The sequence below is a fragment of the Devosia sp. GW821-FHT12F11 genome (assembly GCF_058806655.1).
In genome coordinates, this window is the sequence record NZ_JBXAPX010000002.1 from 152141 (window position 1) to 169691 (window position 17551).

General features: G+C 66.0%; 16 protein-coding genes. 6 read left to right on the top strand and 10 right to left on the bottom strand.

What is annotated here, in order from left to right:
* Positions 1-6: 6 nt before the first annotated feature.
* The 7 genes from AC1ROK_RS06360 to AC1ROK_RS06390 all read right to left on the bottom strand — a co-directional run bounded on the left by AC1ROK_RS06360 (position 7) and on the right by AC1ROK_RS06390 (position 7452).
* Positions 7-1053, bottom strand: a complete 1047-nt coding sequence (locus tag AC1ROK_RS06360; RefSeq protein ID WP_492844992.1) for an MraY family glycosyltransferase — start codon at positions 1051-1053, stop codon at positions 7-9.
* A 96-nt stretch (positions 1054-1149) separates the two neighbouring features.
* Entirely contained in the window at positions 1150-1974 is an 825-nt protein-coding gene (locus tag AC1ROK_RS06365) for a carbohydrate ABC transporter permease (protein WP_492844994.1), read from the bottom strand.
* Positions 1967-2869, bottom strand: coding sequence for a carbohydrate ABC transporter permease (locus AC1ROK_RS06370; RefSeq protein ID WP_492844996.1), 903 nt, complete (start codon positions 2867-2869; stop codon positions 1967-1969). Before AC1ROK_RS06370 ends, AC1ROK_RS06365 begins: the two co-directional genes overlap by 8 nt.
* On the bottom strand, positions 2869-3744 hold the full coding sequence (locus AC1ROK_RS06375) for an amidohydrolase family protein (protein WP_492844998.1): 876 nt from the start codon (positions 3742-3744) through the stop codon (positions 2869-2871). Before AC1ROK_RS06375 ends, AC1ROK_RS06370 begins: the two co-directional genes overlap by 1 nt.
* A gap of 113 nt (positions 3745-3857) precedes the next feature.
* Complete coding sequence (locus AC1ROK_RS06380) at positions 3858-5045, bottom strand: ABC transporter substrate-binding protein (RefSeq protein ID WP_492845000.1); 1188 nt, start codon at positions 5043-5045, stop codon at positions 3858-3860.
* A gap of 122 nt (positions 5046-5167) precedes the next feature.
* Complete coding sequence (locus AC1ROK_RS06385) at positions 5168-6100, bottom strand: carbohydrate kinase family protein (RefSeq protein WP_492845002.1); 933 nt, start codon at positions 6098-6100, stop codon at positions 5168-5170.
* Positions 6100-7452 (bottom strand): family 4 glycosyl hydrolase, encoded by a 1353-nt coding sequence (locus AC1ROK_RS06390; protein ID WP_492845004.1) that lies wholly within the window; start codon positions 7450-7452, stop codon positions 6100-6102. The genes AC1ROK_RS06385 and AC1ROK_RS06390 overlap by 1 nt, the downstream gene beginning before the upstream one ends.
* 134 nt (positions 7453-7586) lie before the next feature.
* On the opposite strand from AC1ROK_RS06390, the gene AC1ROK_RS06395 reads away from it, so the two are divergent.
* Positions 7587-8351: a GntR family transcriptional regulator gene (locus tag AC1ROK_RS06395; protein ID WP_492845006.1), complete on the top strand. Its 765-nt coding sequence runs from the start codon at positions 7587-7589 to the stop codon at positions 8349-8351.
* 51 nt (positions 8352-8402) lie between these two features.
* Here the strand turns inward: AC1ROK_RS06395 and AC1ROK_RS06400 are convergent, their stop codons facing one another.
* Entirely contained in the window at positions 8403-10508 is a 2106-nt protein-coding gene (locus AC1ROK_RS06400) for a TonB-dependent receptor domain-containing protein (RefSeq protein WP_492845008.1), read from the bottom strand.
* Positions 10509-10735: 227 nt separating this feature from the next.
* On the opposite strand from AC1ROK_RS06400, the gene AC1ROK_RS06405 reads away from it, so the two are divergent.
* The 4 genes from AC1ROK_RS06405 to AC1ROK_RS06420 are packed head-to-tail and all read left to right on the top strand — an operon-like array spanning position 10736 to position 14572.
* Positions 10736-11797 carry a hemin-degrading factor gene (locus AC1ROK_RS06405; protein ID WP_492845010.1) on the top strand — a complete coding sequence of 354 codons (1062 nt, stop codon included), beginning with the start codon at positions 10736-10738 and terminating at the stop codon, positions 11795-11797.
* A gap of 8 nt (positions 11798-11805) precedes the next feature.
* Positions 11806-12687: a heme/hemin ABC transporter substrate-binding protein gene (locus AC1ROK_RS06410; RefSeq protein ID WP_492845012.1), complete on the top strand. Its 882-nt coding sequence runs from the start codon at positions 11806-11808 to the stop codon at positions 12685-12687.
* An 11-nt stretch (positions 12688-12698) separates the two neighbouring features.
* Complete coding sequence (locus AC1ROK_RS06415) at positions 12699-13769, top strand: FecCD family ABC transporter permease (RefSeq protein WP_492846347.1); 1071 nt, start codon at positions 12699-12701, stop codon at positions 13767-13769.
* A 5-nt stretch (positions 13770-13774) separates the two neighbouring features.
* Positions 13775-14572: a heme ABC transporter ATP-binding protein gene (locus AC1ROK_RS06420; RefSeq protein WP_492846349.1), complete on the top strand. Its 798-nt coding sequence runs from the start codon at positions 13775-13777 to the stop codon at positions 14570-14572.
* A 4-nt stretch (positions 14573-14576) separates the two neighbouring features.
* On the opposite strand, the gene AC1ROK_RS06425 is transcribed toward AC1ROK_RS06420, so the two are convergent.
* Together AC1ROK_RS06425 and AC1ROK_RS06430 are read right to left on the bottom strand one after the other, a co-directional pair.
* Positions 14577-15389, bottom strand: coding sequence for an alpha/beta fold hydrolase (locus AC1ROK_RS06425; RefSeq protein ID WP_492845014.1), 813 nt, complete (start codon positions 15387-15389; stop codon positions 14577-14579).
* 179 nt (positions 15390-15568) lie between these two features.
* Positions 15569-16294, bottom strand: coding sequence for a GntR family transcriptional regulator (locus tag AC1ROK_RS06430; RefSeq protein ID WP_492845016.1), 726 nt, complete (start codon positions 16292-16294; stop codon positions 15569-15571).
* Between the two features lie 105 nt (positions 16295-16399).
* Here AC1ROK_RS06430 and AC1ROK_RS06435 point away from each other — a divergent pair, with 105 nt between their 5' ends.
* Entirely contained in the window at positions 16400-17509 is a 1110-nt protein-coding gene (locus AC1ROK_RS06435) for a branched-chain amino acid ABC transporter substrate-binding protein (RefSeq protein ID WP_492845018.1), read from the top strand.
* Positions 17510-17551: the final 42 nt, after the last annotated feature.

Sequence of the window (17551 nt, forward strand, 5' to 3'; positions counted from 1 at the left end):
TTCAGCTCACCGCACCTTGAGCAGGATGATGACGAGGAACCACAGGCTGGCGAGGTGGATGAGCAGGAAGCGCAGCAGCACCTGGGAGTTCGACCAGTTGAGGTTCTTGCGGGCGTGATCGTGGAACGGGAAGCGGATCGAGCTCAGGATCCGCAAGCCGAACACCCGGATCAGCGCCACCTTGGCTAGGCCGGTGGCCCCATTGAACAGCATCAGCGGGGCAACAAAGAAGATCATCGCCGGGTTGCCCGACACCACGATGCAGATGCCGACGAACAGCCCGATGGGGCGTGAACCGGCATCGCCCATCAGCGCTGCACTGGGCGGTGCGTTGTGCCACAGGTAGCCGACGATGACGCCACAGAAGATGGCGGCGACGATTGCCCAGTTCGCGGCATCCTCGCGGAACGGGATCAGCAGGTATTTGGCGTTCGCCGCATCGCCGACCACCATGTAGAGGATGAAGCCGAGGGCAGCGATGGTCACTGCCGAGAGCGAGCCCGACACACCGTCGACGCCGTCATTGCAGTTGACGGCGTTGATGCAGAGCCAGACCACCGGCGCGTAGATCAGCAGCCCCAGCCAGAACGGGATGTCGAACACCATGGGGGTGAACGGCAGCCACAGCTTGGTATCTTGCCCCCAGAGCAGCACGACGCAGACGAACAGCGCCACCAGCAGGTCGGTCAGGCCCAGCGTCAGTTCGCTCAGGCCGCCGGTGCGGTCATCGATGAAGCCGACGCAGGAGGCGAGCAGCACCGCGCCCATGCAGAAGTAGATGTGCGGGTCGACCGGCGAGAACAGCGCGACGATGGCGACAAGGATCAGGATCATCATGAGCCCGACGCCGACGGGCTTGCCGACGCTGTCGGCGGCGCCCACCGCATGGGCCCTTCCCCGGTCGCGCGGCAGCCGATCCCAGAGTTTGGGCAAGAGGAACAGCGTTGCCAGTGCCGAGACCAGCGAGCCCACAGTGGCGAGGATCACGAAGGACGATAGCAGGCGGGCGGGCCCCCAGAACGGGGACAACAGATCGGCAACGTAAGTCAGCATGATTGGGGGCGGGGTCCCAGCGCGGCAATGCCTGAAGCCGTAACCGAAGCGCGTGCCGAAATCGAAGCACGATTGCGGCTTTTCAACCACCCCGCGTCAGCGCCCGCCAAAGGCTCCAGTGGTGAGGCCGGCAATGAAGGCGCGATTGCCGAAGACGAAGACCAGCAGCACCGGGACGATGGCGATAACGCTGCCGGTCATCAGCAGGGGCCAATCGGTGTTGTACTGGCCCTGCAACGTCGCCAGCGCGACGATCGCCACCTGCATGTCGGGCTTGGTGGTGGTGATCAGCGGCCAGAGGAAGTTGTTCCATTGCGCCACGAAGGTGAAAATGGCCAGCGCGCCCAAAGCGGGTTTGGCCAGCGGCAAGACGATGGTGAGGTAGATCTGGGCGTGCGAGGCGCCATCGATGCGGGCGGCTTCGAGCAGTTCGGCGGGGATCGACTTGAGATACTGCCGGAGCAGGAAGGTGCCGAAGCTCGAGAAGGCGTAGGGCAGGATCAGCCCCTGGTAAGTGTCGATCCAGCCGAGCGTCTTGATCAGGATGAAGTTGGGGATCAGCGTCACCTGCGAGGGCACCATCAGCGCCGCGAGGTAGATGAGGAACAGCACTTCACGGCCGCGAAACCTCAGGCAGGCAAAGGCATAGGCGGCCATCGAACAGGTGATGAGCTGCAACAGCGTCACCAGCACCGAGACGACGAGGCTGTTGGCCATGGCCCGGCCGAACGGGATGGTCGAGAAGATGCGGATGTAGTTTTCGATTTGCGGGTCGGCGGTGAACAGGGTCGGCGGGAACTGGAAGACGTCCGCCGCCGGCTTGAACGAGGTCGCGATCATCCAGACGAACGGACCGCTCATCAGCAGCGCGCCGACAAGCAGGACCACGAACAGCACCCAGTCGGTGGCGGTCTTACCCATAATGCACCCAGCGGCGCTGCAGCCTGTACTGCACCAATGTGAAGGCGAGGACGATCAGGAACAGCACCATCGCCGCGGCGCTGGCATAGCCCATCTGATAGAACTGAAAGCCGTTCTGGTAGATGTAGTAGACCAGCGTGTTGGTGGCGTTGGCGGGGCCGGCCTTGGTCATCACCAGCACCAGCTCGAACACCTGGAAGCTGCCGATGATCGAGATCACCAGGACGAAGAAGGTGGTGGGCGAAAGCAGCGGCAGCGTGATATGCCAGAAGCGGTCCCAGCCGGTGGCGCCATCGAGCGCGGCGGCGTCATGCACATCCTTGCCGATGTTCTGCAGCCCGGCGAGGAACAGCACCATGGCATAGCCGAGGTTCTGCCAGATCGAGACGATGATGATGGCCGGCATGGCCCAGCGGGTAGAGCCCATCCACTTGGGCAGGTCCGTGACGCCAACGAGGCTGAGGCCCGCGTTGATCAGCCCGAAATTGGAGTTGAACAGCCAGGCCCAGACCAGCGCCGCGGCGATGGTGCTGGTGACCACCGGCAGGAAATAGACGACGCGGAAGAAGGTCTGCCCCTTGATGCCGCGGTTGAGCACCAAGGCGCAGAGCAACGCCAGGACGATCTGCACCGGCACCGAGGCCAGCACGAAATAGGCGGTGTTGCCGAGCACCTTGGCGAAGATCTCGTCCTTGGCGAGCTCCAGGTAATTGCCTAGGCCCACCCAGGTCACCTCATTGAACAGGTTCCACTGGGTGAACGAGATGAAGAAGGCCGAGATCACCGGGATAGCGGTGAAGATGGCGAACAGCACGAGGCTGGGCGTGAGGAACAGCCAGGCCGCCCGCTCCTCGGCGAGCGCTACCCGCGTCAGCTTGGCCCGACTTCGGGCCACTATTTGTCGATCCCGTAGATATAGGCGGCGTTGCGGTAGAAGATCCGATCCTGGTCGTCGGCGCTGAGGCCCATGGTGTCGAAGGCGGCCTTCCAGCGTTCGATATCGCCCTTCACCCGACGCAGGTCGGAATCCGAGCCGTACACGAGTTTGCGCGGTGAGATTTCCTTGCCGATATAGCCGCCCTCGACGATGTGGTTGTGCACCACGTCGCCGCCGCTGATGTCGAAATAGAGCCGCGGGCGCCAGCGCGCGATGGCGCAGGCGGTGCGGTAATCCGGCCAGCCCAGATGCGCGCCGATGATGAACAGCTCGGGGAAATAGAAGGCGATGGTGTCGAGGTAGATCGGCTGCATGCGGGCGCTGGAGAAGCCGTAGCGCTCGCGCTTGATGCCGCGCGACAGCCGGGTGACCAGCGCCTCCTCGTCGGCGCCCTCGGGGATGGCCTTCCAGGCATCCTCCTTGCCGCCTTCGAGGTAGTCGACCGGGCCGCCGAGAATGCCGGTGTGGAACAGGATGCGGAGACCGCGCGCCTGCGCCGCCTCGTAGAACGGGTAATAGGCCGGGTCATCGTAATTGCGCGAGACGCCGGTCACCTTGATGCCGTGAAAGCCGCGCTGGTAGAAATCCTCGACCAGCGTCACCGGGTCCTTGTCGAGCTCGAGCCGACCCAACGCGATGATCAGGTCGGGTCGGCGCTCCAGCGCACCGGCCAGCGCGTCATTGCCGCGGCCGGGATTGGCGAGGAGCGCGACCTTCTCGATCCCCGACGCTTCGCAGGTATCGGACAGCGCCTCGAGGAAGCCGATCTCGGCGCCGCGCGAGAACAGCTTGTCCCAGAAGCCGTAGTGAACGTGTGCATCGAAGACGCGCATGGGTCAGATCCGTTGCTAGAGCGATCAAAACTTCGAGCGTTTCGCTTGAAACGCTCCGGAAGGGCCGGGGCGCCCGATGGCGTCCCGGCCGGCAGAGTGGCCTGCTGTTTCGACTACTTGGCCAGTTCGGCGTTGACCTTGTCCTTGATGCCGCCGAGCGCATCAGCCGCACTGCTCTCACCATTCCACACCAGATCCAGCGCCGGCTGGATGTAGAGGTTGGAGAGATCGACGAAGCGCGGGAATTGCGGGAACTGCTCGCCGACATCAGCCTCCCTCAGGAACACGTCGCCGAACGGCGCCTTGAAGGCGGCCCGCACCGTCTCGTTGCCGGTCATCGCCGGCACCGCCGCGGCCTTGGCGCCGGCAAAGATCGACTGGCCCTCGGGGCCGGCGAGGTATTGCAGGAAGGCCCAGGCCGCTTCCGGGTTCTTGCTGTTGGCGTTGATGGCGAAGCCGGCGCCGCCGGTGCGGTTGGAGTGAATACCGGTCGGGCCGGCGGGGAGGTTCGCCACCGCCCACTTGAACGGTACGTCGGCGAAGGTGCCGAGCCGCGACGGGTTGGTGATCACCATCGCGGCCTGGCCGCTACTGAACAGCTGGGCCGTGCCGCCAGCCTGCTCGGCCTCGAGGAAGTTGGGCGTGACCTTATCCTTGTTGATCAGGTCGCCGATATACTGGATGGCCTCGACCGCTGCCGGCTCGGCCAACAGGAAGGTCGTCGGCTTCAGCGGATCGTCGAACACCTTGCCGCCATTCTGCTGCACCCAGGTGGCCCAGTCATTGGATTCGAGCGCCAGGCCATAGCGAGTGATGCGGCCGCCCTCATTGGTGGTCAGCTTGATCGCCGCATCGCGCAGATCGGCCCACTTCCAGTCGGCGTTCGGATAGGCGACACCTGCCGCGTCGAAGGCATCGGAGTTGTAATAGAGGGCGCTCGGGGCGCTGTCGCGCGGGATCGAATAGAGCTTGCCCTCGTAGCTGTGGGTGAGGAGCGAGCTCGGCACATACTGGTCGATCGGGAAGTTGCTCTGTTTGATCAGGTCGTCCAGCGGGGCCAGCGCGCCGCGCGAGGCGTAGCTCGGCACATTGGTGATGAAGAACACGTCGGGGCCGGCCCCGGCGGCGAGCTGCGCATCGAGCCGGGTGAAGTAACCCGACCACGGAGCGTGCTGAATCTCGATCTTCACATCCGGGTGAGCCGCCTGATACTTCGAGACGATTTCCTCGAATGGCGGCAGTTCCGGTGGGTCGCCCCAATATCCAAAACTAATCGTCGACTGCGCAAGCGCAGGAGACACTAATCCTAAAGCAGCGAAGGCGTAGGCAAGCCACTTCCTAGTCATCTCGGACTCCCTTGTCTGTGGTCTGTGTTTATTCTCTACAAATCCTATAGACAATCACTACTAAGATTACGTCGGGCTTACGAGGCTGTTTCGAGAAACATCTTTCCCTTGCCATGCTCGGCGGCGAATTTTCTGAGCGCGTTCAGCGTCGGGGCCGCCAAGGCGCCGTAGTCGGTGACCGACAGCGAGCCGGCGAGCACAGCCAGCTCGGCCGCCTCCTCGGTGCAGCGCCCCGAGCACAGCCCCAGGAGGAACCCGCCATTGAAGGTGTCGCCGGCGCCGGTGGTGTCCTTGACCGCCACTTCGGGCGCCGCGACCTTGATCCAGCGGCCCTGGTCGCTGACCAGCGCACCGGCGGCGCCACGCTTGATGGCAACGATCGGCACCAGTTCGGCGAGCTGTGCTGCGGCCTTGGCGGGATGGTGCATGCCGGTCAGCGCAACGGCCTCGTCCTCATTGGGCGAGAACACATCGAGCAGGCTCAGGAACTCCCGCACCCCCGGCGTCTCCAGGGTGAAATCGCCGCCGCGACAGTCGGCAAACAGCTTTGCCCCCCGCGCCTTGGCCTCGCGCATGAAGGCCAGCCATTCCGGCTCGAAGCGGAAGGTCTGCAGCAGCCAGGTGGGGCGGACCTTGTCGAGCGTACCGGCAGGCGGCGGCACGATGGCGCCATCGCCATAGGTGAGGAAGCCGCGGTCGCCACCGGACGAAAACACCGAGGTGACGCGGCGCAGCGGCTGGTCGAGGCGGTTGAACAGCAAGGGGCTGAGGCCGTCGCGCGCCGCCTGCTCGAGCACCAGGCCGCTGAACAGGTCGGAGCCGAAATCGGCGGCCCAGTGGGTATCGAGCCCGAGCCGGGTCAGCGCCAGGGCGATGTTGTAGGTGCCGCCGGGCAGCACGGCGAGGTCGCTCGCCAGCAGTTCCGCGCCGAGCCTGGGCACACCGGGCAGACCGGCGAAGATCAGGTCGCAATAGTATTCGCCGGTGAGCAGTACGTCGGCGGCGCGCATCACAACCACTCCCCGACATGGGCCGCATGCGCGGCGAGGAATTTTTCGACCAGCGGCTCGGCGCGCGAATAGGACAGCACCAGCGGGTGCGCCACCAGCGCCTCCACCGCCAGGGCGCGGCTGCGCTGGGCTACCGCTTGCACAGTGAGCCGCTCGTAATGCTTGACCGAGTTCACCAGGTAACCCTGCGCATCGGGCATGGCGCCGATCGGCTGCGGCCGAATGCCGTGGTGATCGACCACACAGCTGACCTCGACCACGTCGCTGTCGCGCAAGCCTTCGATGGCGCCCTCATTGGGAACGTTGAGCCCGGTGCGGATGGGCGTGCCGCCCTGCAGCGCCTCGATCAGGTCGAGCGCCACGCCGGCATAGCCCTCACCGTCATGGCTTTGCGCCACCGCCGCGACCGGCTCGGCGTCGTCGTGCGTATGCTGCATGTAGGTTGCACTGCGCTCGCGCTCGTAGGCGAAATAGACATCGAGCGCCTGCCCCGGGTCGGCTAGCAGTTCGGCTTGGCGCAAGCGTGGCAGCAGCCGCTGGTTGAGGGCGCGAATCTCTTCACCGCGCGTCGGGCCGGCGGCGCCGGCGGCCACCGCCTCGTCGGCGTAATAGTAGTAGTAGAGGTACTCGTTGAGCCACACGCCGTGGCGGCGCACCACATGCGGCGCGAACACCCGCTGCACCGTGCCGGCGAGGAAACGGTCATCGGCCAACGCATCGGGCAGCACGTCGCGCCCGGCCACTTCGGCGCGACGGGTGAAGGACAGGTGGTTGAGCCCGAACACCTCGGCCCGCACCGCACGCTCGGGCAGCCGCAGCCACCTGGCAATGGCCGCCTGCGCCCCGTTCGCGCTGTCGCAGATGCCGACGCTTCTGGTGTAGCCGGCGTCGCGCAGCGCCTGGGTGACGAGCCCGGCCGGGTTGGTGAAGTTGAACAGCCAGGCCTCGGGGCTGACCCGGGCCAGCGTCTCGGCATAGCTCAGGATTGTGGGGATACTGCGCAGCGCCATGGCGAAGCCGGCGGCCCCGGTGGTCTCCTGCCCCAACACGCCATGCGACAGCGCGATGCGCTCGTCGGCGATGCGGCCATCGATGCCGCCGGGGCGAACCGTGGTCACCACATAGCTGGCGCCGGCAAACGCGGTTTCGGCATCGGTGGTGGTGGAGATGCTGACCGCACCACCGGCGCGCCGCGCCAGCTCGGTGGCGAGGGCGCCGATCAGCTCGAGCTGCGCGGCGTCGACATCCATCAGGCAGATCTCGGTGAGGCCGGTCCGCGCGGCGCGGCGTAGTGCCGAGTCGACGAATAGCGGGGCGCGCAGCCCTCCCCCTCCGACAACGACCAGTTTCACCCTGACGTCCCCCGTTCAGTGCAACTGATCATATCCAGTCATAATAGGTAGGCAAGATGGAATCGTACGGCTAAGTTTCTTCACCGGGAGCGGCCCCGCTTCCAAAGCGCAACCAGTTCGGTTACCCCAAAGCCATGGCCAACGGCGTGACGCGCGACGATCCCCTACCGCTCTACAAGCAGGTGAAGGAACGCCTGCTGCGGGCGCTCGATGACGGCACCATCCCGCCACGCGCCAAGCTCGCCTCGGAACGCGAACTGGTCGAGCTGTACGGCGTCAGCCGCATCACCATCCGCCAGGCGATGACCGAGCTGGTGCTCGAGGGGCATTTGCGCAGCCACCCTGGCAAGGGGTTTTACCCAACCGGCCGGCCCAAGGGGGTGTATGAGCTCGAACTGCTGCGCAGCTTTACCGCCACGGCCGTCGCGCATGGCCGCCGGCCGGGCAGCCGGCTGCTGACCGCCGCGCAGGTGGAGGCCCCCGAGGAGGTGGCGCGGGCGCTGCAACTCGGCGCCGGCGAACAGGTGATCTCACTCCGGCGCCTGCGGCTGATCGACGACCAGCCGGTGGCCATCGCGCATGACTGGATGCCGGCCGCGATCGTTCCCGGAATTCTCGAGCTCGACTGGACGGCGCCGAACAGCTCGCTCTATGCGGAGCTTGCCGGACGCTATGGGCTGCTGCCGCAACGCGGGCACACGATTCTCTCGGCCCGCCTGGCCGATGCTGAGGAGAGCCGGCTGCTGGAGCTGCCGCCGCCGGCGGCGGTGCTGGGAGTCGAGCAGATGGCGTTCGACGTCGACGAGCGCCCGCTCAACCTGACGCTCTCCACCCATCACCCGACCCGCTACCCGCTGCGGCTGGATCAGGATTCACGGACCAGCCGGAGCGGGCGCTAGTTCAGGTTCAGGTACGAGGGGTTCCGCTGGGTTGGCGGAACCCCATTGTCGTCAGTAGTCGAACTGCTTGGCCAGCGTGAGCTTGAAGGTGCGGCCCTTCGAGCGGTCCATCGACAGGTTCTCGCGGTAGTCGGCATCGAACAGGTTGTCGATGCCGAAGGTCGCTTCCATGCCCTCGAACTGGCCACTCTCAGGCTTCCAGGTGGCGAACACATCCACCGTGGCCCAGCCTTCCGGCATCGGCGTCGCCGGGACGGTGGTCGCCGCGGTGAGCGGGCTAGCGGCCAGCGTCAGGCGCGTGCCGTATTCGAGATCGAGATCCTGGGCCCGGCCGCCGACGGTCAGCACCAGCTTGTCCTGCGGGATCGAGCGGACGTCGTCGCCGGCAAAGATGCTGTTGGCCGGGTTGGTGGCGATCATGTCCTCGGTGTAGACGCCCCGGGTATAGGTATAGGCGAGACGGGCGAACATCACGTCGCTGTCGTAGGAGCCCTCGAGCTCGAGGCCCCAGATGCGCATGCCGGCAATGTTGATGAAGTACGGCGCATTGGCGGTGATCGGGTTCGCGTAGATGCCGTCGGTGATATCGTTGTGGAACGCCGTGGCCTTGAAGGCGACGCTGTCACCACTTTTGACGATGTCGTCCGCCTGGGTGGCGAAACCGAGCTCGAAGTTGTCCGAGTATTCCTTCTTGAGGTTCGGATTCATGGTGCGCGTACCGGAGTACTGGAACATTTCGTCCAGCGTCGGCATGCGTTCGGTGTGCGCGGCGGAGCCGAACACACTGAAATTTTCGTTGAACTTGTAAAGCGCGGCGAGCTTGGGCGAGATCGCGACATCCTCGCTCGGGCTGGCGCCGACGACGGTCTCGCTGGGGGTGAGGGTCGAGAAATCGGCGCGGGCGCCGGCAATCACGGTCAGCGCGTCGTTGATGGTGTGCTCGCTCTGCGCGAACACCCCGACGCTCGATGACGTCCCCTCGGGATGGGTGGTGATCAGCGTGCCGCTCAACGGGTCGGCGACACGGTCCTGATGGCTCGCCTGGATGCCGTAGGTGAGGAAGTTCTCCCAGCCCTCGCCCGAAAAGCTCGAGGTGTTCTCGACGTTGAGCTGAGTGGTCTGGTAGCCGTAGTCGGCAACGAAGATGTTGCTCGGCACCGGCGAGGTCGGGTTCTCCTGGCTCACCGCGGTGTTGGAGTAGGACAGCTGGACCTTGAGGTCGAGCATATCGTTGCCCGAGGCTTCGTTCTCGTAGCTGATGATCGCCGTCTGGTCGTCGACGGTGCGATCGATGAGGCCGAAGTTCTGCGGATTGTCGATCGGGATCGTGCCGGTCTGGGCATAATCCTGCTGATCGGCATCGCTGTTCCAGCGCTGGTAGGACAGGCGTACGACCTGGTCGGCATCGAGATGGATGGTCCCCTTCACCAGGCCGGACCAAGCGGCAAATTCAGAACCCGGCAACTCGCCGCCATTGGCGAGATCCACGATGTCCGAACGCCGAAAATTGCCGGCCGCCAGCACTTCGAAGGTCTCGTTGATGCGATGCGCGAGGATGCCCGAGGCGAGCGTGCCGTTGCCGTTGGAGCTGTATGAGCCCTTGAGGCGCACGGCGCCGGTCTTGCCGTCCTTGATGAAGTCGGAGGCGTCCTTGGTGGTAAAGTTGATGACCCCGCCGAAGGCGCCTGCGCCATAGAGCGTCGAGGATGCCGGGCCGCGCAGCACTTCGGCGGCCTTGTAGAGTTCGGGATCGGAGAAGAACGAGCCCATGCGGTACTGCTCGTAGAACTTGCGCGCGCCATCAACGGTGAGGATGATGCGCGCCTCGTCGCCGGAGGTCTCGGCGGCGCCGATGCCGCGGATGTTGAAGCTCTCGCCGAGCACGCGTTCCGAACCGATCATGGTGACGCCCGGGACGTCGTCGAGAATCTCGCCGATGGTGCCGGCCTGCTTCTGATCGATGTCGGCCTGGTCGACGACCGTCACCGCCTGCGGCGTATCGATCGCTATCTTGGCCTTGCCGGCGCCGACGACGATGCGCTCAAGCAGCGTGACGAACTGCGAGTTGGTCCCGACGGGCTGCGCCATGGCAGCCCCTGCCCCAAAGCTCGCCCCCAAGGCGACGCCGCCAAGCAAGATCGCGGCGTTACGTGCCACCAGCCCCATTTCCTTCTCCAATCAATGACGGACGCCCGGCGGCTGCCGGCGTCGGGAACATGCACTGGCTGGCAGATGCTGGCTGGCATGGCGGAGCCGATAAAAATATGACTCCTGCACTCCACTATTGCGTGGCTTATAAATCCTGATATTCAGTGTCAAGATTTAAGTGACAGGCGGGGCGAGTGGAGCCGGCGCCCGTCAGCATCGAAAGAGGACGCCGCATCTTGCCCGAAGCCCGCCAGATATCGCCTGAGGAAATCCGCCGCCTGCGTGAGCTCAATCCCGAAATGCGCGAGCGTGATTTCGCGCGAATCCAGAAGATCTCCGAGGCGGAGCTGGTGGCGGCTTTCGTCGGCGCGGGCAGCGTGCGGCTAAGGCCAGATGTCGAGGCCCTGCTCGCCGGCGCGCCGGCGCTGGGCGAAGTGATGTGCCTGACGCGCAACGAGCACGCCGTGCACGAAAAGATCGGGGTGTTCGAGAAGGCCCGCTTCGGCCGGCATGCCTCGATCGTCCTCGGCGAAGAGATCGACCTGCGCATCTTTCCGACGCATTGGGCCTCGGCCTATGCGGTCGAAAAGCCGGACAAGGACGGTGCGGTACGCCGCTCGCTGCAGTTCTTCGACGCGGCCGGCACCGCCGTGCACAAGGTGCACTGCCGGCCGGCGACCGACCTCGGCGCCTATCAGGCGCTGGTCGAGACGCTCAGGGCCGACGAACAGTTGCAGACGGTCGAGATCCGGGAGCTGGACGACAGCGAGGTGAACGCCGCCGCGGCCCAGGCCAGCGCGGCGCAACTGCGCGAGGCGTGGCAGGGGCTGACCGATACGCATCAGTTCTTCCCGATGCTCAAGCGGCTCAACCTGTCGCGGCACCAGGCGCTCAAGACCATCGACCGCGAATTCGCCTGGCCGCTGGCGGCGAACGCCGCCGGCGCCATGCTGGAGCGCGCGGCGGGCAGCGGGCTGCCGATCATGGCGTTCGTCGGCAGCCGCGGCTGCATCCAGATCCACTCGGGTCCGATCGAGCAGGTGCAGGCGATGGGTCCGTGGATCAACGTCATGGACGAGAGCTTCCACCTTCACCTCCGGGCCGACCAGATCCAGGAGGTGTGGGCGGTGCGCAAGCCGACCGCCGATGGGCATGTCACCTCGATCGAGGCGTTCGGCGCCGACAACAAGCTGATCATACAGTTCTTCGGCCAGCGCCAGGAAGGGGTGGACGAACGCGCCGCCTGGCGCGCGCTGATCGAAGGCCTGCCCCAGCTCGACCAATCCACCGCCGCCTGAGGTATCCCATGCGTTTCCCTCGCTTCCTCATGACCCTCGCCGCGATCGGCGGACTTGCCGGCCCCGGCCTTGCCGCCGAGATCACGCCGTTCGCCGACCCCTCGCGGGTAGCGGTGATCGGCGGCTCGCTGCTCGAAATCGTCTATGCGCTGGGCGAGGAAGGCAGAGTCGTGGCCCGTGACAGCACGGGCATCTTCCCACCCGAGGCGACGGCGCTGCCGGATGTCGGCTACATGCGAACCCTGTCGCCGGAAGGCGTGCTGTCGGTGAACCCATCGGCGCTGCTGGTGGTGGAAGGCAGCGGGCCGCCGGAGGCGCTCGACGTGCTCTCCAGGGGCTCGATCCCCTATGTAACGGTGCCGGAGGACTTCAGCCACCAGGGCATCCTCGCCAAGGTGCGTGCGGTCGGCCAGGCGCTCGGCGTCACCGACAAGGCCGAGGCGCTGGCGGCGACCCTCGATGCCGAGCTGAAGGCAGCCGAAGCGGCGACAAGCCAGATTCCGGATGCCGAACGCAAGCGCGTGCTGTTCGTGATCTCGGTGCAGGAGGGCAGGATCCGCGCCGCCGGGTCAGGCACGGCGGCCGACGGCATCATCACGCTCGCGGGCGGCATCAATCCGCTGGCCGAGATGCAGGGCTACCAGACGCTGAGCGACGAGGCGGTGATCACCGCCAACCCCGACTATGTGGTGATGATGCAGAATTCCGGCGCCGGAGACTTTTCGGCCGACCTCGCGGCCAATGCGGCGCTCGCGGCGTCGCCGGCGCTGCAGCAGGGGCACCTGTTGAAGGTGGACGGGGCGTTCATGCTGGGCTTCGGGCCTCGCACCCCCAAGGCGATCCTGACGCTGGCGCACGAGCTCTACGGCGACCGGGTTCCACAGCCTTGACCACGACCGCGATGACGGCCGAGTTCGCCGGCCCGGTTGCGGGGGACCGGACGCGACTGGCCCAGCTGACGCTGGTCGGCTTGGTGCTGCTGCTGGTTGCGGCGGCGACGCTCGCGCTGCTGACCGGCGCTTCGGACGCCTCGCTGCCACGGCTGCTGTCGGCCTATATGGCGGGAGCGACGGACGACCCGCTGGTGCTGCGCGACCAGCTGGTGTTCCTCGATATCCGTCTGCCCCGGCTGCTACTGGGCATACTGATCGGCGCGGGCCTCGCGGTCTCCGGCGTCGTCATGCAGGGGTTGTTCCGCAACCCGCTGGCCGACCCCGGGCTGGTCGGCGTGTCGTCCGGCGCGAGCCTCGGCGCGGTAGTGATGATCGTGTTGGGCGGTACGGCGCTGGCGCCGCTGACCGCGATCCTCGGCATCTACAGCCTGCAGATCTCGGCCTTCGTCACCGGCCTCGTCACCACCCTGATCCTCTACCAGGTGGCGACGCGCGGCGCGCAGACCCAGATCGCCACGATGCTGCTCGCGGGCATCGCCATTGCGGCGCTCGCCACCGCGGTGATGGGCGTGATGGTGTTCCTCGCCAGCGACTCGCAGCTGCGCGACTTCACCTTCTGGAGCATGGGCTCGCTCGCCGGTTCGAACTGGCAGAAGGTCCAGGCCTCGGGGCCGATCATCCTCGTCGCAGTGCTCTGCTGCATGCTGCTGACGCGCGGGCTCAACGCCCTGACGCTGGGCGAGGCAACGGCGATGCACCTGGGCATCCCGGTACAGCGGCTGAAGCGCATCGCCATCGTCGCGGTAGCGGCCGCCACCGGAGCGGCGGTGGCGGTGAGCGGCGGCATCGGCTTTATCGGCATCATCGTGCCGCATTTGCTGCGGCTGGTGATCGGGCCTGACCACAAATATCTGCTGCCGGCCTCAGCCCTGCTCGGCGCCGCTTTCCTCCTCGTCGCCGACGCCGTGGCGCGCACCATCGTCGCTCCGGCCGAGCTGCCGATCGGCATTGTCACCGCGGCGGTGGGCGGGCCGTTCTTCCTGTGGATCCTGCTGCGGCGGCGGGAGCTGGCATGGTGAGCCCGGTGCTGGAGGTTCGTGGCGTCTCGGTCGCCATCGAACGCAAGCGGATCGTCGAAGGCGTCAGCGTCACGGCGCGGGCGGGCGAAGTGCTGGCGATCATCGGACCGAACGGCTCGGGCAAGACCACGCTGATGAAGGCGCTGAGCGGCGAGCTCGAACACGAGGGCGACATCGCCCTCAACGGCCGCTCGCTGCGTGTACTGCCGCCACGGGCGGCAGCGACGATGCGCGCGGTGATGCCACAGGCTTCGGTGCTGAGCTTTCCGTTCACTGTGCGCGAAGTGGTGCGGCTGGGGCTGTCAGCCGGGCTGGGCGTGCTGCCGGCGCAACGCGAGGTGGTGGTCGAGGCAGCACTGCGGCGGGTCGACCTCGCCGGGTTTGGCGGCCGGATGTACCAAAGCCTCTCCGGCGGCGAGCAGCAGCGGGTGCAACTGGCGCGTGTCCTGTGCCAGGTGTGGCAGCCGGTGTTTCAGGGCACGCCGCGGCTGTTGCTGCTGGATGAACCGGTCTCGAGCCTCGACATCAAACACCAGTTGCTGGTGATGGAGATCGCGCGGGGTTTTGCGGCAGCCGGCGGCGCGGTGGTCGCTATCCTCCATGACCTCAACCTCGCGGCGCTCTACGCCGACCAGGTGCTGGTGATGTCCGAAGGCAGGCGCGCCGCCTGTGGCGCACCGGCGGAGGTGCTGGATATCGCGCTGGTACGCGAGGTGTTCGGCTGCGAACTCACGACACTGCAGCTCCCCAACCGCACGCCGCTCTTCGCCCCTGCGGTAGCGATGCGGCTTGCCGCGGAGTAGCGGTTCAGCCGAGGAAGAAGCGCTCCAGTTCGGGCGCGACGACTTCGGGGGCAGCATTATGGGTCTGGTCGGCAAGACTGCGGTGTTCGGCGTCGGTCAGGAGATCGGCGACCGAACGAGCCGAGTTGCGGATCCATTCGGGGCTGGCGCCACCATCCATCACCAGGACCGGAATGGTAACAGCATCCCAGGCCCCTGATGTGAGCGGCTTGCCCGACATCCTGTCGCCCAGCACCGCAACGTCATAGGCGAGGGTGTGCGCCAGGGCTTCGAGCGCCGGCCAGGCGGGCGCCGATCGCATCTGGGCGATCGCCTCGGCGGGCGTGCCGACCACCTCGACGAGGAAATATTCGACCGCATCGCCACGACGCTTGGCGGCGATCAGCTCATCGATATGGCTCGCAAAGTCGGCGGGCGGTGGCGGACGAGTGCCGTCGGTGATGAAGGGCGGCTCGTAAAGCGAGAGTTTTGTCACCTTGCCCGCGAGCTTTGCGGTGGCTTCGAGCGATAAGACCGCACCGGACGAGTGGCCGTGAATGAATGCCGTGCCACCAAGCGCGTCGATGATGGCGTCGATGTCCTCGATCTCGTGCTCGACCGCATAGGGCGGCGTGTCACCGCTCTTCCCCCTGCCCCGCCGATCGAAGGTGACGGTGGTGAAGCGCGGGGCGAGGAGCCTGGCGAGCGGCGCCGCGCCCGAGCCGTCGCTGAGCGCGCCGCCGACCAGGATAAGCGCCGGTCCTTCGCCCGAGCGGCTGATGGCGATCGGGGTCCCGTCTTTCGAGGTGACCTCGGATGTTGCCTCGTTCGTTTCCAACTTCGCCTCCTCTGCCGACGACCTGATAGGGAGGGTTGAGGCTATGAAACCCGCAAGCCCCGTCGTGACGAACCTGCGTCTATTCAGCGAATATCCAGTCATGCGACCACTCCGCCTTGGTTCACCCCGGTAACGGGTCGCTCGGCAGACGGTTCCACCTTGGAGGTGTCGAGCCGGGGCTAGGCGCCGCCGGCGAGGGACAGTTCGCGGGTGCGGTCGACGGCGATATAGCGCTGGATCTGCGCGACGATCTGGCTGGCATGTTCAGCGGCCAGGCGGTCGCAGAGCTCGGCGTCCTCGGCTTCGATCGCTGCAACGAGAGCATCGTGCTCATCGACATATCTGCGCGGCAGGTGGTCGTTGAAGCTCTTGTAGTAGTAGAGCCTGAGAATGCGGCGCCCCTCATCGAGCAGGCGGGTGAAGAGCCCGGTGAAATAGGGATTGCCGCCGGCCTCGGCGATGGCGGCGTGGAAGTTGCGGTTGTGGCCGATCATGCCGAGCACGTCGCCTTCGCGCACCGCCCTGGCATAGGCGGCCTGGTGGAAGCGCATGGCCTCGAGGTGCGCGCGCGTCCGGGCGCCGGCGGCGAGCCGGGTGGTCACCCGGTACATCAGCGTCAGCGCCTCGAAATAGACCGGCAGCGCGCCGAAATCGATCGGCGCGACGATGGTGTTGCGGTTGGGCAGCTGACTCACCAGCCCCTCGGCGGCGAGCCGCACCAACGCTTCGCGGACCGGGGTGCGGGACATGCCGAAGGCTTCGGCGAGCGTCACTTCATCGAGCGGCGCGCCCGGCTCCAGCGACAGATCGAGGATCGAGGCCTTCAACTGCTCATAGACCTTCTGGACGCCCGAGCCTTTGACGCGCGGCGCAAGCGGGGCCGTCCCGCGCGAGGATCCACTCATCTTCCGGCTCCTGTCCGCTGCCAATTGACGAAATGTTAACGCGGCTGCATTGTGCCGACAAGGTGCATGCAAGGATGCACCTGAGGAGAAGGGAGACGGAACGACATGCGTAATGTCATCAAAACCGCAGCGGGCCTCGCACTCGCCATCGTGCTCGGCGTACCAGCGATCGCGCAGGACACGCTGACCATCGGCATCATGGTCCCCACTACCGGATCGGAAGCCACCTACGGGCAGGACATAGCCAATGCCGTGAACCTCGCCATCGGCGAGATCAACGCGGCTGGCGGCGTATTGGGCAAGCAGTTGACCTCGACCATCGGCGACGACGGCTGCGACGCGCAGCTGGCAGTCAATGCCGCGAGCAAGCTGGCCGCATCCGGCGTGGTCGGCGTCGTGGGCGGCTATTGCTCCGGCGCGACGGTGCCGACGCTCAAGATCTACGGCGACGCCAAGATTCCGCTGATCATTCCGGCGGCCAACTCGACCAAGCTGATCCCGGAGAACCCGGGCAACGCGTTCATGATCAACTCGACCGGCAATGACCAGGTGGCCAAGGCGATCGAGTACTTCAACGCCAAGGGCGTCAAGAAGATCGCCATCATCAACCAGGGCGACGCCTACTCGCAGGATCTGGCGGACCTGACCAAGAAGAACTGGGAAGCGGCCGGCAACACGGTCACCAATTTCGAAGTCACCAACAAGGGCGAGCAGGACTATTCGGCGGTCGTCACCGCCATCACCGCGGCCAATCCCGATGCGGTGTTCTGGACCGCCTATTATGCCGATGGTGGCCTGTTGATCCGCCAGTTGCGCGAGCGTGGCTACCAGGGCCTGATCGCGGTGGGCGATGGCTCCAACTCGCCCGAGCTGTTCAAGATCGCCGGCCCGGCGGCCGAGGGGGTGATCGCCTTCTCCAACCCGACGGCCGAGTTCCTGCCGGAAGCCAAGGCGTTCGCCGAGGCCTATCAGAAGCAGTTCGGCGCGGCGCCGGGCCCCTACTCGACGCTGAGCTACGACGCGATGAAGCTGCTCGCCTGGGCGCTCAACACCGCCGGCACCGCCGACTCCGCCAAGGTGATCGAGACGCTGCAGGGCGCCAACTTCACCGACACCATTTCGGGCCCGATATCGTTCACGCCCGAAAAGACCCTCGCGCGCTCCAACTTCGTGGTGCTCGAAGGCAAGGGCGGCGCCTGGACGCTGGCGCAGTAGTCACCTGAACTGTCGCGGATCGGCGCTCCGGCGCCGATCCGC